General features: G+C 70.6%; 23 protein-coding genes. 10 read left to right on the top strand and 13 right to left on the bottom strand.

Translation table 11 applies throughout. The annotated features are described in order from the left end of the window. Positions 1 to 65 precede the first annotated feature (65 nt). Complete coding sequence (locus NRB56_RS31870) at positions 66 to 497, top strand: TIGR03668 family PPOX class F420-dependent oxidoreductase (RefSeq protein ID WP_319943833.1); 432 nt, start codon at positions 66 to 68, stop codon at positions 495 to 497. 347 nt (positions 498 to 844) lie between these two features. On the opposite strand, the gene NRB56_RS31865 is transcribed toward NRB56_RS31870, so the two are convergent. Beyond that, entirely contained in the window at positions 845 to 1252 is a 408-nt protein-coding gene (locus NRB56_RS31865) for a Dabb family protein (protein WP_153348056.1), read from the bottom strand. 108 nt (positions 1253 to 1360) lie between these two features. Here NRB56_RS31865 and NRB56_RS31860 point away from each other — a divergent pair, with 108 nt between their 5' ends. Further along, positions 1361 to 1990 (top strand): TetR/AcrR family transcriptional regulator, encoded by a 630-nt coding sequence (locus tag NRB56_RS31860; protein WP_319943832.1) that lies wholly within the window; start codon positions 1361 to 1363, stop codon positions 1988 to 1990. Between the two features lie 300 nt (positions 1991 to 2290). On the opposite strand, the gene NRB56_RS31855 is transcribed toward NRB56_RS31860, so the two are convergent. Beyond that, complete coding sequence (locus NRB56_RS31855; RefSeq protein ID WP_153348055.1) at positions 2291 to 4924, bottom strand: FtsK/SpoIIIE family DNA translocase; 2634 nt, start codon at positions 4922 to 4924, stop codon at positions 2291 to 2293. 195 nt (positions 4925 to 5119) lie between these two features. On the opposite strand from NRB56_RS31855, the gene NRB56_RS31850 reads away from it, so the two are divergent. Next, complete coding sequence (locus NRB56_RS31850; RefSeq protein WP_153348054.1) at positions 5120 to 5914, top strand: SAM-dependent methyltransferase; 795 nt, start codon at positions 5120 to 5122, stop codon at positions 5912 to 5914. A 4-nt stretch (positions 5915 to 5918) separates the two neighbouring features. Here the strand turns inward: NRB56_RS31850 and NRB56_RS31845 are convergent, their stop codons facing one another. From NRB56_RS31845 to dapA, 3 genes are all read right to left on the bottom strand, one after another. Further along, positions 5919 to 6548, bottom strand: a complete 630-nt coding sequence (locus NRB56_RS31845; protein ID WP_153348053.1) for a TIGR03085 family metal-binding protein — start codon at positions 6546 to 6548, stop codon at positions 5919 to 5921. 62 nt (positions 6549 to 6610) lie between these two features. After that, on the bottom strand, positions 6611 to 8725 hold the full coding sequence (locus NRB56_RS31840) for a ribonuclease J (protein WP_153348052.1): 2115 nt from the start codon (positions 8723 to 8725) through the stop codon (positions 6611 to 6613). Further along, entirely contained in the window at positions 8722 to 9630 is a 909-nt protein-coding gene (dapA, locus tag NRB56_RS31835; RefSeq protein ID WP_153348051.1) for a 4-hydroxy-tetrahydrodipicolinate synthase, read from the bottom strand. Before dapA ends, NRB56_RS31840 begins: the two co-directional genes overlap by 4 nt. 135 nt (positions 9631 to 9765) lie before the next feature. Between dapA and NRB56_RS31830 the strand changes: the two genes are divergently transcribed. Then, the gene (locus NRB56_RS31830; RefSeq protein WP_153348050.1) at positions 9766 to 10248 is read left to right on the top strand and encodes a toxin-antitoxin system HicB family antitoxin; all 483 of its coding nucleotides are present in this window, start codon (positions 9766 to 9768) and stop codon (positions 10246 to 10248) included. A gap of 3 nt (positions 10249 to 10251) precedes the next feature. Here the strand turns inward: NRB56_RS31830 and NRB56_RS31825 are convergent, their stop codons facing one another. From NRB56_RS31825 to NRB56_RS31810, 4 genes are all read right to left on the bottom strand, one after another. After that, positions 10252 to 11286, bottom strand: a complete 1035-nt coding sequence (locus tag NRB56_RS31825) for a hypothetical protein (protein ID WP_319943831.1) — start codon at positions 11284 to 11286, stop codon at positions 10252 to 10254. Further along, entirely contained in the window at positions 11270 to 12547 is a 1278-nt protein-coding gene (locus NRB56_RS31820; protein ID WP_153348049.1) for a sensor histidine kinase, read from the bottom strand. The genes NRB56_RS31825 and NRB56_RS31820 overlap by 17 nt, the downstream gene beginning before the upstream one ends. Then, the gene (locus NRB56_RS31815) at positions 12544 to 13236 is read right to left on the bottom strand and encodes a response regulator transcription factor (RefSeq protein ID WP_319943830.1); all 693 of its coding nucleotides are present in this window, start codon (positions 13234 to 13236) and stop codon (positions 12544 to 12546) included. Before NRB56_RS31815 ends, NRB56_RS31820 begins: the two co-directional genes overlap by 4 nt. 61 nt (positions 13237 to 13297) lie before the next feature. After that, a complete protein-coding gene (locus NRB56_RS31810) occupies positions 13298 to 13750 on the bottom strand; it encodes a flavodoxin family protein (RefSeq protein WP_319943829.1) in 453 nt (150 codons plus the stop codon). A gap of 73 nt (positions 13751 to 13823) precedes the next feature. On the opposite strand from NRB56_RS31810, the gene NRB56_RS31805 reads away from it, so the two are divergent. The 5 genes from NRB56_RS31805 (at position 13824) to puuE (ending at position 18597) form a co-directional block, all read left to right on the top strand. Further along, positions 13824 to 14531, top strand: coding sequence for a GntR family transcriptional regulator (locus tag NRB56_RS31805; protein ID WP_153348185.1), 708 nt, complete (start codon positions 13824 to 13826; stop codon positions 14529 to 14531). A gap of 79 nt (positions 14532 to 14610) precedes the next feature. Further along, a complete protein-coding gene (locus NRB56_RS31800) occupies positions 14611 to 15351 on the top strand; it encodes an aspartate/glutamate racemase family protein (RefSeq protein WP_153348184.1) in 741 nt (246 codons plus the stop codon). Further along, positions 15348 to 16631: a DUF6986 family protein gene (locus NRB56_RS31795; protein WP_153348048.1), complete on the top strand. Its 1284-nt coding sequence runs from the start codon at positions 15348 to 15350 to the stop codon at positions 16629 to 16631. The genes NRB56_RS31800 and NRB56_RS31795 overlap by 4 nt, the downstream gene beginning before the upstream one ends. After that, entirely contained in the window at positions 16628 to 17659 is a 1032-nt protein-coding gene (gene alc, locus NRB56_RS31790) for an allantoicase (RefSeq protein WP_319943827.1), read from the top strand. Before NRB56_RS31795 ends, alc begins: the two co-directional genes overlap by 4 nt. Before the next feature lie 32 nt (positions 17660 to 17691). Further along, positions 17692 to 18597: an allantoinase PuuE gene (puuE, locus tag NRB56_RS31785; protein WP_153348047.1), complete on the top strand. Its 906-nt coding sequence runs from the start codon at positions 17692 to 17694 to the stop codon at positions 18595 to 18597. Positions 18598 to 18882: 285 nt separating this feature from the next. Here puuE and NRB56_RS31780 read toward each other — a convergent pair whose 3' ends face one another. The 3 genes from NRB56_RS31780 to NRB56_RS31770 all read right to left on the bottom strand — a co-directional run bounded on the left by NRB56_RS31780 (position 18883) and on the right by NRB56_RS31770 (position 21820). After that, positions 18883 to 19374 (bottom strand): hypothetical protein, encoded by a 492-nt coding sequence (locus NRB56_RS31780; protein ID WP_153348046.1) that lies wholly within the window; start codon positions 19372 to 19374, stop codon positions 18883 to 18885. A gap of 400 nt (positions 19375 to 19774) precedes the next feature. Next, positions 19775 to 20530: a 4-hydroxy-tetrahydrodipicolinate reductase gene (gene dapB, locus NRB56_RS31775; protein WP_406603553.1), complete on the bottom strand. Its 756-nt coding sequence runs from the start codon at positions 20528 to 20530 to the stop codon at positions 19775 to 19777. A gap of 174 nt (positions 20531 to 20704) precedes the next feature. After that, complete coding sequence (locus NRB56_RS31770; RefSeq protein WP_153348045.1) at positions 20705 to 21820, bottom strand: alcohol dehydrogenase catalytic domain-containing protein; 1116 nt, start codon at positions 21818 to 21820, stop codon at positions 20705 to 20707. Between the two features lie 305 nt (positions 21821 to 22125). Here NRB56_RS31770 and NRB56_RS31765 point away from each other — a divergent pair, with 305 nt between their 5' ends. Beyond that, on the top strand, positions 22126 to 22773 hold the full coding sequence (locus NRB56_RS31765; protein ID WP_153348044.1) for a class I SAM-dependent methyltransferase: 648 nt from the start codon (positions 22126 to 22128) through the stop codon (positions 22771 to 22773). Between the two features lie 7 nt (positions 22774 to 22780). On the opposite strand, the gene NRB56_RS31760 is transcribed toward NRB56_RS31765, so the two are convergent. Next, positions 22781 to 24214: a pentapeptide repeat-containing protein gene (locus tag NRB56_RS31760; protein ID WP_153348043.1), complete on the bottom strand. Its 1434-nt coding sequence runs from the start codon at positions 24212 to 24214 to the stop codon at positions 22781 to 22783. Positions 24215 to 24246: the final 32 nt, after the last annotated feature.

Below are 24246 nucleotides of genomic sequence, written 5' to 3'. Positions count from 1 at the left end.
CGCTGGGACGAGGGTTCGGGTCGCGCTGGGACCAAAGTTCGAGCATCGCGGCGTACTTTGAGCCGGTGCGGTTGGACGAATCCGAGGCGTGGCGGCGGTTCCGTGCGGCGCGGGTGGCCCGGCTGGCCACGACCGGCGCGGACGGCGCACCGCACGTGGTGCCGGTGACCTTCGCGGTGTCGCCGCCGGCCGAGCCCGCTGCCGTGGTGATCGCGGTGGATCACAAGCCGAAGACCACCACGAATCTGCGGCGACTGCGCAATATCGCCGCCACCGGCCGCGCGTCGATCCTCACCGACGAGTACGACGAGGATTGGCCGCGGTTGTGGTGGGTGCGGCTCGACGGCCGCGCCCGGGTACTCACCGACGACGCCGGCCGCGCCGCGCCGATCACCTGGCTCGTCGCGAAATATGCCCAGTACCAGGACAATCCGCCGCAGGGGCCGGTGATCCGGATCGAGGCCGACACGATCACCGGCTGGGCCTACGCCGAGTGAATTCCGTTGCGGGAACGGCCTTCTGCCGTCGCTCGCACACGCCACCAGGCGCCTCGATTCACCGGGTCACACCGACTCGTGCGACGTCGACCCCTTCACCCGCTCGGCCGATTCGTCACCCGGTCGGCCGATTCGCCAGCCGGTCCGCTGACTCGCCACCCAGTCGGCCGACTCGCCACCCAGTCGGCCGACTCGCCACCCAGTCGGCTGACTCGCCACCCGGTCCGCTGATACGCCACCCAGTCGGCTGACTCGCCAGCCGGTCCGCTGATACGCCAGCCGGTCTGCTGATACGCCAGCCGGTCTGCTGATTTGACCGGCGGCCGCGATCTACGCCCGGTGTCGGCTCAGAGGGCGATGCGGACCTCCGGCACGGTCGCCATCAGCTCTGCCCACTCCGGGTAGTCCTCTAGCTTGCGCTGGTTGACCTCCATGATCTTCGCGGCCAGGTCCGGGTCGGGGTCGTCGGTGACGTCCGGGCCGATGACCAGCGTGTCGAAGTGCGGGACGATGTACGGGTCGCCCTCGAGGTGGACCGGGTCGTACATGTATCGCTCCAGCGCGGCCAGATCCGCGATGGCGACGTAGTAGCCATGGGTGAGACCGTCGTCCGCACTGTCGCCGATGCGGCGGCCGACCGTCGCGAAGCTGACGGATTCCACCGCCGCCGTGCGCCGCAATCGAGCCAGCACGGCCTCCTTCTGCTCCTCGGTCGTTTCGTCCCGGAACTTGAAACGTAGCTGGTGAAAGATCATGACACCCTCCTCGATTGAACTTGTCAGTTCAAAATAATGCCCCGGTTGGTCAACTCGCAATAGTGAACCCGTAAGTTCAACCAAGTTGACCCGCGATACCATTCGGGAGTGACGGGAGCTGCGACCGGCCGCGGCCGGATAGACAAGCGCCGCGCCATCCTCGACGCGGCCTTCGCGGTATTCGCGCGCCGGGGCTACGCGCAGGCCTGTGTCCAGGAGATCGCCGACGAGGCGGGTGTCGCCAAGCCCACCGTCTACAACCACCTCACCGACAAGGAGACATTGCTGCGCGAGGCGGTGGAGGCGGCGGCCGACGTGATCAGCGCGGAATGTCTGGCGGCGGTCGGGCGAATTTCCGAGCACGGATCGGATCCGGAAGCGGCGCTGCGTGATTCGGCCCACCGGATGCTGCGGATCTGCAACAGCGAGCGGTCCCGGGCGCTGCGCGCACTGACCTACGCGCAGCTGACCACCTTCCCCGACCTGGCCGATACGGTGCAGGACCGCACCTCGCACCGGATCGCCGAGGCGTTGGCCGATCGGTTCGCGCGACTGGTGGTGGCCGGGCAGCTGCGCGCCCCCGATCCGGTGCTCGCCGCGGAGCAGTTCCTCGCCCTGCTCACCGGTCCGCTGGAGTCACGCTCGCGGCTCGGCACCCGGAAGGTTCCGGTCGCCGAACTGAAAACCATCGCCGACGCCGCGGCCGACACCTTCCTCAGCGCCTACGCGACCCGCTGAGCGATCTCTCCCCGAGCGGCCGAGCGGTGGGTCGGCCAAGCCGGATGACCGGCGGCAGAACCGAAATAGTCAGCGGCGCAGCCGCAAAAGTCAGCGGCGCAGCCGGGAAGATCAGCCGGGACCCGATGGTCGGCCCGCCATCTGATGTTCAACCGGACCGCCGGACGGTCAGCCGGATTCCGGATGATCAGCCCGGCCGCCGGATGATCAGGCGGACCGCCGGATGATCAGGCGGACCGCCGGATGATCAGGCGGACCGCCGGATGATCAGGCGGACCGCCGGACGGTCATGCCGAGTCCCTACTCCCCCGCGTCCGCGTCGGCGGAGACCGGACCGCCGCCGCGGATCGTGTACAGCAGACCCTCCAGCTCGTCGGGTTTGATCAGTACGTCGCGCGCTTTGGAGCCCTCGGTGGGCCCGACCACGCCGCGGGTCTCCATGAGATCCATCAACCGGCCCGCCTTGGCGAATCCCACCCGCAGCTTGCGCTGCAACATCGAGGTGGACCCGAACTGCGAACTGACCACCAGCTCCACCGCCTGCACGAACAGGTCGAGATCGTCGCCGATGTCCGGGTCGATCTCCTTCTGCTCGCCGGCCTTGGCGGAGGTGACGCCCTCCTGGTAGTCCGGCTGCGCCTGGTTCTTGGTGAACTCGACGACGCCGTGGATCTCCTCGTCGGAGATGAACGCGCCCTGCAACCGGGTCGGTTTCGAGGCGCCCATCGGCAGGAACAGGCCGTCGCCCATGCCGATCAACTTCTCGGCGCCGGGCTGATCGAGGATGACGCGCGAGTCGGTCAGCGACGAGGTGGCGAAGGCCAGCCGGGACGGCACATTGGTCTTGATGAGACCGGTGACCACGTCCACCGACGGCCGCTGGGTGGCCAGCACCAGATGGATCCCGGCGGCGCGGGCCTTCTGGGTGATCCGCACGATCGCGTCCTCGACGTCGCGCGGCGCGGTCATCATCAGGTCGGCGAGCTCGTCGACGATGGCGAGAATGTACGGATAGGGGCGGTAGACGCGCTCGCTGCCCAGCGGGGTGGTGATCTCCCCCGACTTCACCTTCCGGTTGAAGTCGTCGATGTGGCGGACCTTGCTGGCCTGCATGTCCTGATACCGCTGCTCCATCTCCTCCACCAGCCAGGCCAGCGCCGCGGCGGCCTTCTTGGGCTGGGTGATGATGGGGGTGATCAGGTGCGGAATGCCTTCGTACGGTGTGAGTTCCACCATCTTCGGGTCGATGAGGATCATCCGCACCTCTTCGGGTGTCGCGCGCTGCAGCAGCGACACCAGCATCGAGTTCACGAAGCTCGACTTACCCGAACCGGTGGAGCCGGCCACCAGCAGATGCGGCATCTTCGCCAGATTGGCCGAGACGAATTCGCCCTCGATGTTCTTGCCGAGGCCGATGACCAAGGGGTGCTGGTTTTTCCGCGTGGACGGCGCCTTGAGCACATCGGCCAGGCGGACCAGTTCGCGGTCGGCGTTGGGCACCTCGATGCCGACGGCGGACTTGCCCGGAATCGGCGCGAGCAGCCGGACATTGTCCGTGGCAACGGCATACGCGATGTTGCGGGCCAGCGCGGTGATCTTCTCGACCTTGACGCCCGGCCCGAGTTCGACCTCGTAGCGGGTGACCGTCGGCCCGCGCACGAATCCGGTGACCGCGGCGTCGATCTTGAACTGCACCAGCACCTCGGTGATCGCCTCGATCATCGATTCGTTGGCGGCACTGCGCTGCTTGGGCGGATCGCCGTCGACCAGCAGCGTCAGCGGCGGCAGGTGGTAGTCGCCGTCGACCTCGCGCTCGGTGACGAACTCCAGTTGCTGCGGTTCCGGCGGCGGCGGGGTCTGGTCGATCACCTTGGGCGCCCGCTTGGCTCTGGACCTGGGCTTCTCGGCCGGCTCGGCGGCCGGTTCGGCCGGGGTGTCCGGCGGTGCGGCGTCGGCGCCGATCTCCTTGGCGTCCCGCAGCGGCGGTTCACCGAGGACCTCGGTGGCCGAAGCGGCACCGCCGAACTCGTCGGCCGGGTAGTTCTCCGCCGGGGAGCGGCCGCGCCGGCGAGTGGGCGGCCCGTGCACCGGGAAGCCGTCGGCGTCGAGATTCTCCGGATCGTACGGGTCGTAGTCGTCGCCGACGAGGTCGCCGAACCACAACCGCCGCAACCGTTCCGGCACCTCGCGGACCGTGGTGCCGGTGAGCAGCAGCACACCGAAGGCCATGGCCAGCAACAACAGTGGCACCGCGAGCCAGGCGGTGAGTCCCTCCCGCAGCGGCCCGCCGGCCACGTATCCGACGAAGCCACCGGCATGTTCGCGGCCCTGCTCCTCGGCCGGCGCGCCGGCGAGGATGTGCCAGATGCCCAGCACCGGCAGTCCGACGAGCAGGCTGCCCAGCACCAGCCGGGGCCGGATCTCGGGGCGCGGCTCGGTGCGCATCAGCATCACCGCGATCGCGGTGGCGACGAAAGGTATGGTGGCGGAACCGGATCCGGCGATCCAGCGCACCGCCGTGTCGACCCAGCGTCCGACCGGGCCACCCGCGCCCAGCCAGACCGCGGCGGCGATGACGATGCTGAAGGCGATGAGCCCCAACGCGATTCCGTCGCGGCGGTGACCGTGTTCGATCTCACCCCCGCGGCCCAGCGCGCGCGTGGTGGCGCCGAGCCCGCGGGCCATCATGTTCCAGCCGTTGCCGACGCCGCGGCCGAATACGGCCAGTGGCGCGGTATTCGACGTTTTGCGCCGCGCGGTGCGGCGGGCCGGAGCGCGGCGGGGGGTCGCCGAGGTGGTGCGCGGCGTGGCGGTGCGGGATCGGCCCTGACCACGGCCGCGGGCCGACCCGGTCGCCCCCGCCGCCGCGGCCCCGTCCCGCCCGGCTCTCGCCCGGGTGCGAGAGGTCGTGGTGCTGCGGGGCTTACCTGCCATGCCACTCAGGCTAGCCGCAACCGCACCATCCAGACCATCCGCAACACCCTCACCACATATCGCATCGGCGACTCACCGGGCCACACGCCGGGCCGATGCGAATCGGACAAGGTTTCCGAAGCCGCGGACAGTCGCGAGCGCACGCGTAGAATTTGCATATTCAATCGACGGATTCTCTTGCACCTGATGGGACATATGAACGACAACGATGTCCGAGCAGGTCAGGCCCGGCCGAGTATCGCCAGAACCTACGATTATCTGCTCGGCGGCCGTGACCACTACGTCATCGATGAGGAGTTCGGCAGATACTTCGAGCAGGTCCTGACAGGGTCGGAACAGATCGCCGTCTCGAATCGCCGCGCGCTGGAGCGCGCCGTGCGGGCTCTCGCCCATGCGGGAGTGGACCAGATCATCGACTTGGGCTGCGGGCTGCCCGCCAAGGAGAACGTGCACCAGATCGCCCGGCAGCACCTGCCGCAGACGCGAGTGGTCTACGTGGACAACGATCCGATCGTGATCTCGCACGGTCAGGCCATGCTGGCCGTCGACGAGGATGTCGCCGTCGTCCAGGCCGATGTGCGCGAACCGGAGGTGATCCGCGAACACCCCGAGGTGGCACGGCTGATCACCTTCGACCGTCCGGTCGGCCTGCTGTTCGGCGCGGTGCTCGGCTTCATCGAGGAAGACGACGATCCGGTCGGCATCGTGCGGTACTGGGCGGAGGTGATCGCCCCCGGCAGCTTCGTCTACGTCTCGTGTTTCCGGGCCGGCGACAACCGCCGGACCGCGCTGGTGCAGGAACAGGTGCGCAAGGTTCTCGGCCGCGGCGGCTGGCGCAGCGCCGAGGTCATCGCATCGATGTTCGACGGCCTGGAACTGGTCGGGCCCGGCGTGATCCCGTGCGTGCAGTGGCAGCCGGACGGCGGCGCCGGGCCGGAGCCGACCGACTGGGAGCGCCTGATCGTCTCCGGGCTGGCGCGCAAGAACTGAGAGTTCAGATGCTGCGGTCGCAGTCGTGCACGGCCTGCACCGCGGCCTCGGGACCGTCGGCGTCGAGCCGGACCGCGCTGCGGCCGAAGGCGTGCAGCAGCAATTCGGAGGGGCGGCCGGTGAGGACCACCGGCTCCGCGCCGTCGGCGGGCTTGTGCGCGACCACCCGCCGCCCGTCCGGCGTGGCGAGCACCAGACCCACCGGGGCCTTGCGGTAGGCCAGACGGCCCGTGCGCTGCAACGTCTTCCACAGCTCGGCCTCGTCGGCGTCGCTCAGTTCGCGTGGCTCCCAACCGGATCCACCGCGGCGCACGTCCTCGTGATGGACGAACATCTCGGTGGTGTTGACCAGCGAGTCCAGCGGCCGCATCGGCGACCACCAGGGCGGGCCGGTGCGGACCAGCTCCAGGAGGTCGGGGAACGGCCGCTTCGCCGTCTTGGCCTGTACCGAATCGAGGTATCCGGCAAAGGGTTTCAGCATGATGCCGGGCGCGGCGTCCAGTCGGCGCTCCCGGACCACCAGGTGCGCGGCCAGATCGCGTACGGTCCAGCCGCCGCACAGGGTGGGTGCCTCCGGGCCCGCCGCCGTCATGGTGTCGACCAGTGCTCGGCGTTCCCGCTGCGCCAGACTCATGCCGCCGACCCTAGCCCACGCCGGGCCCCGGCGCGAGCCCCCGACCGGTCGGTCGTCCGGGGTCAGACGCCGATCACCGTCGGCACGATCATCGGCCGGCGCCGGTACTTCTCGGCGACCCAGCGGCCCACCGCGCGCCGCACACCCTGCGCGATGCGATGCGTATCGGTGATGCCCTCGGTGGCCATCCGCAACAGTTCGACCTCGACCAGTTCCAGCGCGCCGGCCAGGGCCTCGGGATCGTCGGAGAAGCCGCGGCCGGACACCTCCGCGTCGCTGACCGCCTTGCCGGTGGTCTCGTCGACGGCCACCGTGATGGAGATGAAACCGCCCTCGCCGAGGACCAGCCGGTCCGAGAGGGTGGATTCGCCGACGTCGCCGACCGACAGGCCGTCCACGTACACCTGGCCGACCGGATACCGGCCCACGATCGAGGCGATGCCGTCGACCAGGTCGACCACCACGCCGTCCTCGGCCAGCATCACCCGCTCCTCGGGCACGCCGGTCGCGACGGCCAGCGCCGCGTTGGCGCGCAGATGCCGCCACTCGCCGTGCACCGGCATGGCGTTGGTCGGCCGCACCGCGTTGTACAGGTACAGCAGCTCACCGGCGGAGGCGTGGCCGGAGACGTGCACCTTCGCGTTCTGCTGGGTCACCACCGAGGCGCCCAGCCGGGCCAGCCCGTTGACCACCGCGAACACCGCGTTCTCGTTGCCCGGGATGAGCGAGGAGGCCAGCACCACCAGATCGTCGGGGCGGATGTTGATCTGACGGTGGTCGCCGCGGGCCATCCGGGACAGCGCCGACAGCGGCTCGCCCTGCGATCCGGTGGAGATCAGCACCAGCTTGTGGCCCGGCAGCGTGGCCGCCTGGTCGAGATCGACGACCAGTTCGCTGGGGATCTCCAGATACCCCAGGTCCTGGGCGATCTGCATGTTGCGGACCATGGACCGGCCGACGAAGCAGACCCGGCGGTCGTAGCGCTGGGCGACGTCGACCACCTGCTGGATGCGGTGCACGTGACTGGCGAAGGAGGCGACGATCACCCGGCCGCGGGCCTTGCCGATCACGTTGTCGAGCACCGGCCCGATCTCGCGTTCGGGGGTGACGAAGCCCGGGACCTCGGCGTTGGTGGAGTCGACCAGGAACAGGTCGACGCCCTGGTCGCCGAGCCGGGAGAAGCCGGCCAGGTCGGTGAGGCGGCCGTCCAGCGGCAGCTGGTCGAGCTTGATGTCGCCGGTGTGCAGGGCCAGCCCGGCCGGGGTGCGGATCGCGACCGCGATGGCGTCCGGGATGGAGTGGTTCACCGCGAAGTACTCGCAGCCGAACGGGCCGTGCGTGGTGTGCTCGCCCTCGGTGACCTCCACCAGCTTCGGCTGCAACCGATGCTCGCGGCATTTCGCGGCGACCAGCGCGAGGGTGAATTTCGACCCGACCACCGGGATGTCGGGCCGCAGCCGCAGCAGGAACGGCACCGCGCCGATGTGGTCCTCGTGGCCGTGGGTGAGAACCACGGCGGCCACCTCGTCGATACGGTCCTCGATCGGCCGGAAGTCTGGGAGGATCAGGTCGACGCCGGGCTGCTGGTCCTCGGGGAACAGCACGCCGCAGTCGATGATCAGCAACTGGCCGCCGTACTCGAAAACGGTCATGTTGCGGCCGATCTCGCCGATACCGCCGAGCGCGAACACCCGAAGCCCCTGCGCGGGCAGCTTCGGGGGCAGGCCGCGATGATGCGGATCGGGTGTGATCTCTTGCGGCGCAGCCTGTTCCGAGCGGCCACGGCCGGACTGCCGGCCGCGACCGGTCCGCCGGGACGCGGCATTGCGGTCGGAAGAAGCGGCGGCGCGATCCGAGGACGCGGCGCCGGAATCCGCGGCACGGTCCCGTCCGGACGCGCGCCGGGCGGGCTCCACGGCCGTGGGCTCGGCCGACTCCGCTTTGGCCGCGGACCGGCCACGACCCGCCGCGCGGGCGCCGGTGTCGGCGGTGTCGGCCGCGGCCGCGGTGGCGCGGGCGGCGCGGCGGCGAGCGGGCTGCTCGGTCTCGGCGACGGGTGCCGGTTCGGAGATCGGTTCCGGCGCAACGACTTTGCGCTGCTGCGGTTCCGGCGCGGGCTCGGGAGCTCCGGCGGCTCGACTGGCGGTTCTACGGGGACGACGTGCGGAGTCGGTCATGCGAGCACCCCCGCCTGTCGCAGGTCCGCGGCGATCGCGGCGGTCTGTTCCGGATTCGGCATCAGTTGCGGCAGCCGCGGCTCACCCACCTCGACACCCAGCAGCCGCAGTCCGGCCTTGCTCAACGCGACCCCGCCCACCCGGGTCATCGCGCGCGACAGCGGCAGCATGCCGGTGTGGATCTCCCGCGCCCGCACGACCTCACCGGCGGCATAGGCGTCACGCAGCTGCACCAGCCGCTCCGGCACCAGATGACCGACGACACTGATGAATCCGACGGCGCCCACCGCCAGCCACGGCAGGTTCAGCACGTCGTCGCCCGAGTACCAGGCCAGGCCGGTCTCGGCGATCAGCTCGGCGCCCGCGGCCAGATCGCCCTTGGCGTCCTTGACCGCGACGATCCGGGGATGCTCGGCGAGCCGGCGGATCGTGTCCGGCGTGATCGGTACCACGGAGCGGGGTGGAATGTCGTAGAGCGTCACCGGCAGATCGGTGGCGTCGGCGATCGCGGTGAAGTGCGCGATCAGCCCGTCCTGGGAGGGCCGGGAGTAGTACGGGGTGACCACGAGCAGGCCGTGCGCCCCGGCACGCTGTGCGTCGCGGGCCAATTCGATGCTGTGCGCGGTGTCGTAGGTGCCGGCGCCGGCGACCACGGTGGCCCGGTCGGCGACCGCGTCGACCACGGCCTGCAGCAGATCGAACTTCTCCGACTCGGTGGTGGTCGGCGACTCACCGGTGGTACCGGAGACGATGAGCAGGTCGACCCCTCGATCGACCAAGCGGGCCGCCAGCGCGACCCCGGCATCGACATCGAGCTTCCCCTCCGGGGTGAAAGGGCTCACCATCGCGACACCGACCGTGCCGGAGGCGCGCAGCTCCGATTGCGTCGATACACCGTTCGTCATGGTCAGAAAGGCTACCCGGTCCCGGAAACGACTTCGCACCGTTGTCGGCATCATCGACGACACGGCAGCCGGGGTGACACTACGCGACGCCACGAATTCCTTGCGCGACGTCAAGGATGGCGTCATTCTGGTGTCATGGACCTCGAGAAGTACACCACCCGCCTCCGCGAAGACCTGATCGTCGCCGCCACGCTCGGCGACGAGAAAGCCCAGGCCACGGCTGCGGCCCTGGCCGCCGCCACCGAGAACTCCGCCCGCCTCACCCTGCTGTCGGCGCTGTCCGATCTGGCGGCCGAGATCAGCGCCGACCTCGGCGACCGCACCGTGCACATCGCGCTGGACGGCACCGAAGCGCGGGTCGACATCCGCCGCACCCGCGGCGAGGAGGCGCATCCCACCTTCGAGGAGATGACCGGGGACATCAGCCGGGTCACCCTCCGGCTGGTCGAGAATCTCAAGTCCCGCGCCGAGGAGGCCGCCGCGCAGAGCGGGCAGTCGCTCAACTCCTGGGTCTCCGGCGCCGTCCAGGGCGCCCTGCGCGAACAGCGCCGCTGGCAGGGGTACGGCGGCTGGCGGCCCGAGCGGCCCGAACCCGAGCGGCCCGAAGAAGGGGCCTGACCGTCAGGTCGACACCGTCACGTTACCGTCGGTGTCGATCTCGGTGCGGCGGTCGTGCCGCGGCGAGTGCGCGAGGACGGTCGCCAGCACGCGGCGGCCCAGCGGCAGCACCCGGACCGTCACCGCGCCGGTGTTCGCCGCATCCAATTCCCTTGCCGCGGAATCGATCACCCGCTGCCGCACCCACTGCGGGACACCCGCGAAACCGCCGTCGTCGAGCAGGATCACCTCGACGCCCCGGGATCGGGCACCGCGCGCCGCGCCGCTGAGCTCGTCGGTGACCAGTTGCGGCGCCCGCAGGCCGTCGCGCAGTTCGGCCTCCAGCAGCCGGCACTCCTCGCGTTCGGCGGCCGTCAGTTCGGCGCCCTCGGCGATCCGTTCCAGGATGGGCCGGGCCACCCGGTCCAGCCGGTTCAGTTGCCGGTGCCGCTCACCGTCGGCGGCGGCCATCGTCGCCTCGGCCGCGGCGCGAATCGTGGCCTCCTCCCGCAGGATTCGCAGCGAACGCTGGGTCGGGCGCATGATCAGCGCGAATACCGACAGCGCGATGAGCGTGCCGATCGGCACCACCGAGCCCACCACGTCGCCGGCGGGCATGTCGGCGCGCACCGCCTCCGCGACGATCACCGCCGCCACCCCGGCCATGCCGAGCCACGCCGACAGCACCCGGCCGCGCAGCACCAGCACCGACATCAGATACGACGAGGCGTAGGTGGTCCACATCATGTGGTGGGCGGCGTCGGAGGTCAGGTTGCTCACCGTGAGCAGCGTCGCGATCGGCGCGGCCGAGGCCACGAACGCCGTCACCGGCAGGGGCAGCGGATCGACCGGGATCACCAGGACCACCGCGCCGGCGACCACGATCACCGCGGTACCGGCCAGCACGGCGACCAGTGAGGCGGCGGCCAGGTTGCGGACCATGTACAGGATCATGGTCAGCTCCAGCATCAGCAGGAACAGCCACGCCCCGCCGCCGCGCATCCCGAGCAGATCCCGCAGCCCGAACCGGACCTCGGCGTCGTCAGAAGCCACCGCCACCCCACACCAGAGTCACCGTCGTGCCCTCTCCGGGCTGCGATTCGACGAAGCCGGCGCCCCCGGGAAGCTGCCGCATGCGGCCGAAGATGCTCACCGAGATGCCGAGCCGGTCCACCGGGATCCGGGCGACGTCGAAGCCCGCGCCGTCGTCGGCGAACACCAGCCGGATGCTGCCCGCGCTGATCGTGCAGGTGACCGTGCGATGCACGGCCCGGCCGGGCACCGCGGCGTGCCGCAGGCTGTTGCGCACCGCCTCGCCGAGCGCCGCGGCCACGGTCGCCGCCGCGTGCAACGGCATGCGCAGATCGTCGAAACCGGGCCAGGTGCGGGTGGCGAACCGGACCCCCGGATTCACCTCCTGCACCGCCGAACGCAGGAAGATCACCGCGTCCCGGGCATCCAGCACATCGGGCTCGCGGACGTCGACGCGGATCTCGTCCAGCTGGGTGAGGGTGTGTTCGGCCTGGCGGCGCAGCACCGAGGGTTCACCGTCGCGCGAGGCGTCCAGCAGCGTCGACAGCACCGCGTCGTGGATGAGGGCGGCGAACCGGGCGTGTTCGTGATCGCGGGCGGCCGCGGCGGCGGCCCCCGCGGCGCGCCGGCCGGCGAGGGCCGATTCCCGGTCCACCCGGGCCGCCGCGCCCAGCGCCGCGGTGATCGCCCACAGGAACAGCGCCGACAGCCCGAAGGCCCGCAGCACGGTGGTCGTCACCTCCGCCACCGTGAACGGGTCGACGGTGTAGTACCCGGCCAGCGCGACCGCCACCGAGACGATGACCAGGTAGGCCGTCGACACCGACAGCCGCCAGGCCAGGCCCGCGGCCAGCACGCCCAGTGGCGACATCCGGTACAGCCACACCACCGAGGCGTCCAGCGCGTGCGCGTGCAGGGCGAACGGCATGGTGGCCAGGGCCAGCAGGAACGACAGCGCGGCCACCCCGGCGAACGTGCGGATCGTGCGCGGCGAGGCGCCCAGCGAGATCAGCGCGAGGACCGGCAGCAGCCCGAAGGCCAGCGCGGCGGCCGTCGGACCCCACCAGATCGCCGCCGACCGATTCTGACTCGCGATCTCGGGCACCTCGACCAGGCCCATGATCACCCCGGCCAGCCCGACCGACAGGCCCAGCCGCCGGACGATCCGATCGAAGGCGACGATGGCGGTGTCCGATCCGGTGCCCGCCCGGCCCCGCCACCATGCGCCGATCCGGTGGCCCAGCCGTGGTCGCGGGATCGGGGCCGCCACGGCTCCCGCGGTGGTCATGCGCGCTGATTGCGCTCGGGTACCGGCAGCCATCCGTCTTCGACCGCCCGCTTGTAGAGGTCGGTCTTGGTGGGTGCGGGCCGGCCGGCGTCCGCGTACTTCTGCCGGATGCGGCCCAGATAGTCGTTGACGGTCTGCTCGGACAGGCCGGTCATCCGGGCCACTCGCGACGCCTTCTCCCCCGAGGCGTACAGGGTGAGCACCTCCTGCTGGCGCGGGCTCAGGCCGACGTTGGACAGTTGCGGATCGCCGTCGATGGCGGCGGCCCAGTCGGTGGTCACCACCTGCTGACCCGAGGCCGCGGCCCGGACCGCCTGCACCACGGTCCGCAGGTTCTCGGACTTGCGGACCACGCCGAGCACCCCGGCGCGGGCCGCCGAGCGCACCAGATACGGATTGTCGGCGCCGGTGAACACCAGCACCTCGATCCCGCGTTCGCGCAACTCCCGCACGTTCTGTTCCGGCGTGGAACCGTCGGCCAGCCGCAGATCCAGCACCACCAGATCCAATTCCGATGCCGCCGAAAGCAATTCGCTCACACTTCCGGCGGTGGTCACCAGATCCAGATCCGGTTCGCCGGCCAGCATCGCCGCCAGGCCGATCGCCACCGACTCGTGGTCCTCCACCAGCCCGATGCGGCGCGGCGCCGGCGCGGACCGTTCGACCGTCTCTTCCGCTGTCGCCTCCACGTGTCGAGTATGCCCGGGCCCGGCCGGAAGCGGTGAGACACCAGAATTCGGGGGAACGAATTCACTGCGCGAGCTGCGCCGCCACGGTAGCGCCGAGCTCCCAGCACCTTTCGAGATCGTCCTTCGACGGCTTCGCCGCGACCACCACCGGCGCAGCGGATTTCACCCAGCCCAGCCCGGTGGTGACGGTCTCCACGCTGCGCTCGGCGCCCTCGGTGCCCTGATTGCCGTGCACGTACAGTCCGTACGGCCGGCCGCGGGTGGAATCCAGGCACGGGTAGTAGCAGACGTCGAACGCGTGCTTGAGGGCGCCGCTCATGTAGCCGAGATTGGCCGGGGTGCCCAGCACGTACCCGTCGGCCTCGAGCATGTCGACCGGCGAGACCGTCAGCGCGGCCCGGCGGACCACCTCGACGCCGGTGATCTCGGGATCGGTGGCCCCCGCCAGGACCGCCTCGAACATCTCCTGCAGGAACGGCGACGGCGTGTGGTGAACGATCAGCAGCCGGGTCACGCGGGCCAGCGTAGCGGGCCGGAACCCCGGGCCGGGGTGGGTTACCGTACCGAAGGTGCCTTCTCGACCCCGGCTGCCCCGGTTACCCGATACGCCACCACCACAGGACCCGCACCGCGGTTACACCCAGTCCGAGATCCTCGCCGCCCTGCGGCGGCTCGTGCTGAGCGGGAGCCTGCCGCCGGGCACCGGTCTGCCGCTGCGGGAATTCGCGAAGTTGTTCGAGGTCAGCGCGATTCCCGTGCGCGAATCGTTACAGACGCTCATCGGTGAGGGATTGGTCGAGCATCGGCCGCATTTCGGTTACACCGTCACCCGGCTGACCACCGCCGAACTCCGGGAGCTGTATCTGGTGCGGGAACGGCTGGAGTCGGCGGCGCTGGCGGCCGCGGCGCAGCGGGCCGGGGACGAGGACCACCGGCTGGCGGTGGCCGCGCATCGGCGCATGGAGCAGGCGGTGCTGGCCGACGATCCCGCCGGTTACCACCGCGAGACCCGCAACTTCCACCTCGCGCTGACCCGGCCGTCCGGGATGGCCCGGCTGGTGCACATGCTCGAATATGCCTGGAACATCACCGAACCGGTGCAGCCGATGGTGCACATCAGCGCCGCCGAACGGGCACGGTTACAGGCCGATCACCATCAGCAGCTGGCGGCATTCCTGGCCGGGGACGCCGAGGCCCTGCTCGTGGCAACCGAACAGCATCACGACCGGCTGAATCGGGTGGTGGCCGAGCTGCCCACCGATATCGGGTTGTTCGCGGATCCCGATAGCCCCTAGAAGGTAGGGCCCCGTAAGATATACGGTGGTTGCAACATATCGGCAATACCGGACCGATACCGTCGAATCCATGGCGATCATGAGAATTCGCGTCGTCAACCCCAACACCACGGCGGCCATGACCGAACTCGCCGCACGCTGCGCCCGGGCCGTCGCCGGACCGGACGTCATCATCGAGGCGGCCACCTCCCGTACCGGTCCGGTCTCGATCGAGAGTCATTACGACGAAGCGCTCGCGCTGCCGGGCCTGCTGGCCGAGATCGCCCGCGGTGAGGCCGACGGGGTCGACGGATATGTGATCGCCTGCTTCGGCGACCCGGGACTGTACGCGGCGCGGGAACTGGCCCGGGGACCGGTGATCGGCATCGCCGAGGCCGGGATGCAGGCGGCAAGTCATCTCGGCCGGGGTTTCAGTGTGGTCACCACCCTGGCCCGGACCATCGGACAGGCCGAGGACCTGGCCGGACGATACGGGATGCGGCAATTCTGCCGCGGCGTGCACGCCACCGACATCCCGGTACTGGAGCTCGACGATCCCAAGGTCCGGACCGTGATCGCCGACGCCTGCCGGGCCGCCGTCGCCGCCGATGGCTCCGACGCGGTCGTGCTGGGCTGCGCCGGGATGGCCGGGCTCTGCGAATTCCTGACCGCGGAGACCGGGGTGCCGGTGGTCGACGGCGTCGCCGCCGCCACCCTCACCGTGCGATCGCTGGTCACCATGGGACTACGCAAGTCCGGGCGCGGAGAGTTCGCCGCGCCACCGCCCAAACCGTATATCGGGATGCTGTCCACCTTCGGGAGCAAGGGAGCGCTGCCATGAGCCAGGACATCCAGGACGGAACCGACATCGAATCCGATGCCGGCGTGGCGGTTTCGCGGCCCGCGCTGTCGCCGCAGTTCCTCGACACGGTCGCCGGGCGGGTGCGGGCGGTGGATACCGAACTGGCCCGGAACTATCCCGGCGACCGGCCCGGGCAGCCGATCCACACCGCGTACGTCTGCGCCGCCGACGCGAGCAAGGAGTTGCCGCACGAGTGGAGCGCGGCCGCGATGGAGCTGACCGACGACCACATCGACCTGCTCGCCGAACTGGCCGACACCGACGTGCTCGCCCGGGTCCGGGATGTGCTGCAGCACCGCCCGATTCAGGATCTGCGGCTGGACTTCGAGGACGGGTACGGCACCCGCGGCGACACCGCCGAGGACCGGGACGCGGTGCGCGCGGGCCAGATCCTGAACGCACTGCCCGCGACCGTGGCGGGCCGGGGCGTCCGGCTGAAGGGCCTGACCGGGAACGAATGGCGGCGGGCGCTGCGCACGCTGGAGCTGGTGCTCGACGGTGCGGGCGGAGTGCCGACCGGATTCGTGTTCACCGTCCCCAAGTTCCGCGCGGCCGACCAGGTCGACATCGCCGTGCAATTGTGCACCGCGCTGGAGTCCGCACACGGATTGTCCCCGGGCACACTGCGTTTCGAATTGCAGATCGAGAGCCCGCAGGCGGTGATCGCCACCGACGGCACCGCCACCGTGGCCCGCGCGATCCACCGCAGCGCTGGGCGGTGCTCCGGATTGCATTACGGCACTTACGATTACAGTGCCGCCTGCGGGATCTCACCGCAGTTCCAGGCCCTGGACCATCCGGCGGCCGACCACGCCAAGTCGGTGATGCAGGCCGCGGCCGCGCAGACCGGGGTGTGGGTGTGCGACGGATCCACGCAGGTCCTGCCGGTCGGCGACGAGGATCAGATGGCGGCGGCGGTGACCCGGCACTACCGGCTGGTGACCCGCTCCCTGCAGCGCGGCTACTACCAGGGCTGGGACATGCATCCCGGCCATCTGGTGACCCGCTGGCTGGCGACCTACGCGTTCTTCCGCACCGCGAAACGCGTCGCGGTGCCGCGGCTCGACGCGTACCTGCGGCGGAACACCGCGCGCGGCGGCATCGTCGACGAGCCCGCCACCGCGCAGGCCCTGGCGACCGTGGTGCTGCGCGGCCTGGACTGCGGGGCGTTCGGCCCCGACGACATCGAGGCGATGGCCCCGGCCCTCACCGTCGACGTACTCACCGCCCTGCGCGAAAGGATCCTGCCGAAACCGTGAGTGGCACAACCGATGCGGCACCCGATTTCCTGCTGCTGCCCGACCTGGCCGTCCGCCCCCTCGGCGGGGCCGTGATCTGGGCCGACGACGAATCCTTCGCGGAGAAGGAGAATCTCATCCGGCCGGAGGCGCCCGGGTTCCGGCCCGCCACCTTCGGCAACAAGGGCCAGGTGTACGACGGCTGGGAGACCCGCCGCCGGCGCGGCCCCGGCGGCGCGGCCCCGGCCGCCGACGACTGCGACACGGCCGTCGTGCGGCTCGGTGTGCCGGGCGTGGTGCGCGGCGTGGTGGTGGACACCGCGTGGTTCACCGGCAACTATCCGCCGGAGATCTCGGTCGACGGCCTGGTCGTCGACGGATATCCGGCGGCGGCGGAGATCGCCGCGCGCACCGACTGGACGCCGCTGGTCGTGCGCAGCAAGGTCTCCGGTGACAGCGCCAACGTCTTTCCCGTCGACCGCGACGACCGCGTCACCCACGTCCGGCTGCGGATCCACCCGGACGGCGGCGTCGCGCGGCTGCGGATTCACGGCGAGCCGAAACCCGATCTGCGGCCGGTGGATTCGCTGCCGATCGATCTGGCGGCGCTGGAATCCGGTGGCCGGGTGACCGATTGCTCCAACCGTTTCTACTCCCAACCCCTGAATCTGTTGCTGCCGGACCGGTCCCGGGTGATGGGCGAGGGATGGGAGACCGCTCGGCGGCGCGATCACGGCAACGACTGGGTACGGGTGCGACTGGCGGGCGAGGGAGTTCCGCACCTGGTCGAGATCGATACCTCCTACTACCTGTTCAACAGTCCCGGCGCGGCCACGCTGACCGGGATCCGGGCCGACGGCACGGAGATCGAACTGCTGCCGCGCACGGCGTTACAGCCCGACACCCGGCACCGGTTGCCGATCGTGGCGGGCGAACCCGTCACCGAGGTGCGGCTGGACGTGTACCCCGACGGCGGGGTCGCCCGGCTGCGGGTGATCGGCACGCTCACCGAGGCCGCGCGCGAGCGGTTGCGCGCCGAACTGCGTTGACCGGGTTCATCTCTCGGAAAGGATTCGACGACATGGGCGACTACCCGCGGGACATGGTGGGTTACGGCGAAGCTCCGCCGCATCCGCACTGGCCCGACGAGGCGAACATCGCGGTCAGCTTCGTACTCAACTACGAGGAGGGCGGCGAGAACAACGTCCTCGACGGCGACGCCGGATCGGAGACGTTCCTCTCGGATATCGTTCCGGCGCAGGCATTTCCGAATCGTCATCTGAGCATGGAGACGATCTACGAGTACGGGTCGCGGGCCGGGCTGTGGCGGGTGTTGCGCGCCTTCTCCAGTCGCGGGCTGCCGCTGACCGTGTTCGGTATCGCCCGTGCGCTGGAACGCAATCCGGAGGCGGTGGCGGCGTTCAAGCGCCTCGACTACGAGATCGCCTGCCACGGGCTGCGCTGGATCTCGTACCAGATGGCCGACCGCGACACCGAACGCGAACATCTGGCGGAGGCGGTCGGCATCGTCACCAAGCTGTTCGGTGAGCCGCCGCGCGGCTGGTACACCGGTCGCGACTCACCCCAGACCCGGGAACTGGTGGTCGAGCACGGCGGCTTCACCTACGACTCGGACTCCTACGCCGACGATCTGCCGTACTGGGTGCGAGTGCGCGACCACGACCACCTGGTGCTGCCGTACACGTTGGAGGCCAACGACATGCGCTTCGCCTCCCCCGCCGGCTTCGCCAACGGCGACGAATTCTTCGCCTACTTGAAGGACGCCTTCGACGTGCTGTACGCCGAGGGCGCGGCGGGCGCCCCGAAGATGTTGTCGGTGGGACTGCACTGCCGGATCGTCGGCAAACCGGCCCGCGCGGCCGCCCTGCACCGGTTCCTCGACTACGTCCAGGGGCACGAGAAAGTGTGGATCGCGCGGCGCATCGACATCGCCGAGCACTGGCGGCGGGTGCACCCGCCGCACTGAGGACGGCGACCGGTGCGGCACCGGCAGGCTCCGGTATCGGCGGAACCATCGGGCGGCCGAGAGTTCGGTTCTGCCAAGGCGTTTCGCGCGGCACCGGGTGCGGCCGGTGCGATCCCAGCACGGGCCGACCCGGTCTCGGTCGTCGGATTTCGTCCAGACGACCGCATGGCTGCCGGACTGCGGCTACCGAGACGCGGGCGGCTGCACGTGTCGGCCGCGTTACCCCCGGCCACGCCGACTTCGGCGGTGAGGCCGAGCGGCAACGGGTGCGCGCGCCCGCCGCGACTACCCGCCTTGCCGCTCCGCGCGCTCCAGATCGACGGCGCGGCGCATGATCTCGCGGGCGCGGCTGCGGTCGCCCGCGTAGTCGTAAGCGCGGGCGACCCGGTAGTTGGTGCGCCAGTTGTCCGGGTCGGCCTCCCACTCCTGTTTGACGCGCTCGAACAGGACGTCGGCGGCGGGTTTCTCGATCCGGCCGGACGGGCGGCGGGGCAGTTCGGAGGCGTCCAGCTCCAAGCCCTCGTCGTGCATGCGACGGGCCAGGCGCTGGTGGGACAGCGCGGCACGGATGCTGCTCACCACGACCCACAGGCCGATGATCGGCAGGATCAGCACACCGACGCCGATGCCGATCGCGGCGGGTTTCCCGGTGCCGAGCAGGTCGATCGCGATCCGGCCCAGCAGCGCGAAGTAGAACGCCAGCGCCAGCACCAGGAAGACGATCACGCCGACGACCCGGATCACCCGCCCGCCGACACCGTCCTGCGGCGCGCTCATCGCGCCGACCTCGAGCGGAGAACCCGGTCTGCCACGAGGCGGGGTCGGGCGCTGACCGGCACCGGCCCCGGCAGCGGGAAGCCCGGCACCTCGCCGGACACGGCTACACGGCGAGATCGGGCGCTCACCGGCACCAGCCCCGGCAGCGGAAAGCCCGGCACCTCGCCGGACACGGCTACACGGCGAGATCGGGCGCTGGCCGGTACCAGCCCCGGCAGCGGGAAGCCCGGCACCTCGCCCGACACGGCCACAGGGCGAGGTCGGGCACTCACCGGCACCAGCCCCAGCAGCGGAAAGCCCGGCACCTCGCCCGACATCGCTACAGAGCGAGATCGGGCACTGACTGGCGCCGTGCGGACGGCGACCGCCGTGCGCCGGGAGTCGGCGACGACTTCGCTGCTCACAGGTCCAGCAGGGGGTCGATGCCGACCGTGAGGCCGGGGCGGTCGGCGATGCGCCGGACGCCGAGCAGGACGCCGGGGACGAAAGAGGTGCGGTCGATCGAGTCGTGGCGGATGGTGAGGGTCTCGCCCTGGGTGCCGAACAGCACTTCCTGGTGGGCGACCAGGCCGGCCAGGCGGATCGAGTGCACCCGGACATCGTCGACATCGGCGCCGCGGGCGCCGTCGAGGGCGGTGCTGGTGGCGTCGGGGCTGCGGCCGACGCCGGCGGCCTGCCGGGCCGCCGCGATAAGGCTCGCGGTGCGGTAGGCGGTGCCGGACGGCGCGTCCGCCTTGTTCGGGTGATGCAGTTCGATGACCTCGACGGATTCGAACCAGCGGGCGGCCTGCTCCGCGAACCGCATCGTCAGGACGGCGCCGATCGCGAAGTTGGGGGCGATCAGCACGCCGACCTCGGGATGATCGGCCAGGCGGTCGCGCACCTCGGCCAGCCGGGTGTCGTCGAAGCCGGTGGTGCCGACGACGGCGTGGATGCCGTGGTCGATCAGCCACTTCAGGTTCGACATCACCACGTCGGGGTGGGTGAAGTCGACGACGACCTGGGTGCCGGACTCGGTGAACACGTCCAGCGCGTCGTCCTTGTCGACGCGCGCCACCAGTTCCAGGTCGGCGGCCGCCTCGACGGCCGCGCAGATCGCCTGCCCGACCCTGCCCTGCGCGCCGAGCACACCCACCCGGATCCGGTTCGTGGTCACCTGCCAACTCCTCACATGCCTGCGGATCGAATTTGTCCGATCGAGAGCCTATCGGTCCGCGGGCCGGCGATGGGCACGCCGGTCGCTGTGCCGGTCACCCCGGTCACGGTCACGCCGGTCACGGTCACGGTCACGCCGGTGCCGGGTGCCGGTGCCGGTGCTGGTGCTGGTGCGTCAGTCGAACATGATCACCTGACGCAGGCCGTGACCGGCGGCGAGTTCGTCCATCGCGTGGTTGACCTCGTCCAGGCCGATCCGGGTGGATATCAGCCGTTCCACCGGCAGACGACCCTCGCGCCACATCCGCACGTACTCCGGGATGTCACGGGACGGCACCGCCGAACCCAGGTAGCTGCCGACGATGGACCGGCCCTGGGCGACCAGACCGAGCGGTGAAATGCTCGCTCGCGCTTCGGGATTGGGCAATCCGACGGTGACGGTGACGCCGCCCGGCGCGGTCGCGGCGACGGCCGTCTCGAAGGCCCGCACGTTACCCGCGGCCTCGACCACGATCTCGGCCTGCACATGCTGTTCGGCCAGTTCGGCGGGGGTGTACCCGCGGGTGGCGCCGAGTTCGGTGGCCAGGGCCAGCTTCTCGGGCAGCGTGTCGACGGCGATGACCTCGGTGTCGAGCTCCTTGCGCAGCGAGGCGGCCACCAGCACCGCCGCCATGCCGACACCGCCGAGCCCGACCACCATGACCCGGTCGCCCCGGCCCGGTCTCGCCGAATTCAGCAGTGCGCCACCGCCGGTCAGCACGGCGCAGCCCAGCACGGCGGCGATCTCCGGTGGCACGTCGTCGTCGACGGGGACCACCGAGTGGCGGTCGACCACCGCGTGGGTGGCGAATCCGGACACGCCGAGATGATGGTTGACCGGCTCGCCGTCGCGCAGCAACCGGCGCCCGCCGGAGAGCAACTCGCCGGCGTTGTTCGACATGCTGCCGGGGACGCAGGGGGTGCGGCCGTCGGTGGCACAACCCTCGCAGTGACCGCAGCGCGGCAGGAAGGTCATCACGACCCGCTGGCCGACCGCCAGGTCGCTGTCGTCGCCGCCGATCCGCTCGATCCGACCGGCGGCCTCGTGCCCGAGCAGCATCGGCAGCGGGCGCACCCGGTTGCCGTCCACCACCGACAGGTCCGAATGACACAGCCCGGCGGCCTCGATGCGGACCAGCAGTTCGCCGGGGGCCGGATCACCGAGGTCCAGCTCCGAGACGACGATCGGTTTCGAGTCCGCATAGGGCGCGGGCGCCCCGATCTGTTCCAGTACAGCTCCGCGAATCCTCATATTTCGACGCTACCGCCGACCCCCGACAGCCCTGCGCGGCGGGCATCCCCCCGGCCCGGCCGCAGCCACCGGCGGCAACCCCTGCCCGCTCCGCCTCCCGGCCCGATCTGGCCGGGAGGCGGAGCGGTCCCGGGTGCCGCGACCGTCCGCCCCGGCAGAACACTGCCCCGCGAGACCCGGCCGGGGAGGCACGGTGCCCAGCGGGCGGTCGGCGATCGCGGCGGCGGATAATGCGTTCGACTCGATCATCCGACGGCCCGGCGGGATTCCACGGGTTGTTCGCATCGCAGACTGGGGACCAGCCTATGAACAGCACCGCACCGACTCGCGGCTTCAACGATGTGATCACCGGCTCCTTCGACCGGCTGGCCCGGGTCTACGACACCGCGCTGGTGCAGCAGGTGTTCTACCGGCCGCCGCAGGACGAGACGATCGCCGAACTGCGCCGCAACCGGTCCCGGCGGATTGCCGATATCGGTTGCGGCACCGGCATTCTCGCTTCCCGCATCCAGCGCGAGCTGCGACCGGAGCAGGTGTTCGGGGTGGACGCGTCGCCGGGAATGCTGGAGCAGGCCCGCGCGCGGAACCCGCTGGTCACCTGGCTGCACTCGGCGGCGGAGAGCCTGCCCTTCGACGACGGCGCGCTCGACGCGCTCGTCACGACCACCGCGTTCCATTTCTTCGACCAGCGGGCGGCCGTCGCCGAATTCGCGCGGGTGGTGGGTGCGGGCGGTCTGGTCGTCGTCGCCACGATGCACTACAGCGGCCCGCTGGCTCGCGGCATCCAGCAGGTCACCCGCAACAGTTTCGCGCCGGCGCACGCCCCGGCACCGGACGAGACCCGGGACCTGTTGCGGGACGCGGGTTTCGACGTGCTTGATCAGCGGAAGGTGCACCGGCCGCTGCCGAACCGGCTGATCCCCGACGTGATCACGCTGGGCCGCAGGCGCTGACGCGCGGTCACACCGGTGTGGTCCCCGGCGGCATCGGCGGCCACAGGGCGGGTGCGATGTTGCCGGGTTGACCGGACGGGTCCTCGTCCCAGTCGGTGAGCACTCCCATCCACGATTTCGGCTTGTCGAAGGTCACCTCACGGGCCGCGAATTTCGTGCCGCGGAAGGAGATCTCGCCGAAGAAGTCGCCACGGGTGAAGTTCGCGGCCCGGCCCTCGATCACGGCCCCGGCGAACGAGACCGTGCCGTGGTATTCGACCCGGGCGAAGTCGATCTCGGCGGTGCCGGGCCGCCGCCACCGGGATTTCGCGCCCAGCCGGGCATTCTCGAAGGTGGTGCGGTCCGCGAAGAACTGCGTCCCGGCGAACGTGATCCGCTCGCCCTCGAATTCGGCCTTGTCGAACAAGGTTTCGTCGCCGCCGAAGGTCGTCGCGGTGAAATCGGTGTGGGCGGCGAGGAATCGGACCTCGGTGAAGGTGGTATGCGGGCCGAGGAATCCGGCGTTCGGGAAGGATGTCCGGGTGCCACGGAAAACTGCGCGCTGGAACGAGACCGGCGACCCGAACCGGACACCGGTGAACACCACGCCGCTACCGCGCGGTTCGTCCCGGCGCGGCTCCCGCGGCGCGAATTCGGTGTCCCGGAACAAGGTCAGCGCGCCCTTGAACTCCGCGTTGCGGAAGTTGACATAGCGGCCGACGAACCGCGCGGACTCGAAGGTGGTGGCGCGATTGCCGATGAACACCGTTCGCGCGAAATACGTTCGCTCCCCGGCGAATACCGCGTCGCGGAAATCGCAGTCCTCGAGTACGGCGTCGGCGAAGTCGAAATCCCGGTCGGACCACGAGATCTCGGCGGAAGGCCGCAGATGGGCGACGATCACCTCTACCACGGCCCGGCGTACTTCCCGGTCGTTCGCGCGCAGTTGGTATTTCAGCTCGGTCGTGGTGCCATCGGTGGCGCTGGTCTCGGTGCGCACGGCCAGGTGACTGCCGCCCGACTCCGGTTCGTACGGCAGGCGCAGGTAGCCGCACAGGACGTCGATGCACTGCTGCCGCCGCCCCGGCGCCGCGAAGTCGTCGGCGACCCCGGCCATGGCGTACACGCCGGCCATCCGCACGGCGGCGTCCGCGTCACCCAGTTGCCCTGCGGCAGCGCCGAACAGCTCCGCGAACCGACCCCGTTCGGAGTCCCGCTGGCGGCGATACGCGACCACCAGCCCGACCACACCCCCGATCCCGACGGTCACCGAGAAGGCGAACCGCGTGAGATCCGCCTTGCTGGGCGGCTCGGCCGCCACACCGAGAACCTGCCGCAACAGCCACCAGGCCGCCGCGGTGATCACCACCCCGAGAATCACGGACACGACGATCGCCGTCAGCAGCGACGACCGCCGCAACCGCCGACTCAGCCGATCACCACGCGTTCCCTGTTGCCACATTGCGGCATCGTAACCACGAAACTCGCGTCGCC

It is taken from the genome of Nocardia aurantia, from assembly GCF_009604425.1.
Classification (GTDB): Bacteria; Actinomycetota; Actinomycetes; order Mycobacteriales; family Mycobacteriaceae; genus Nocardia; species Nocardia aurantia.
Note: the sequence above shows the minus strand (reverse complement) of the source record. Positions and strands in the feature narration are given on the sequence as shown.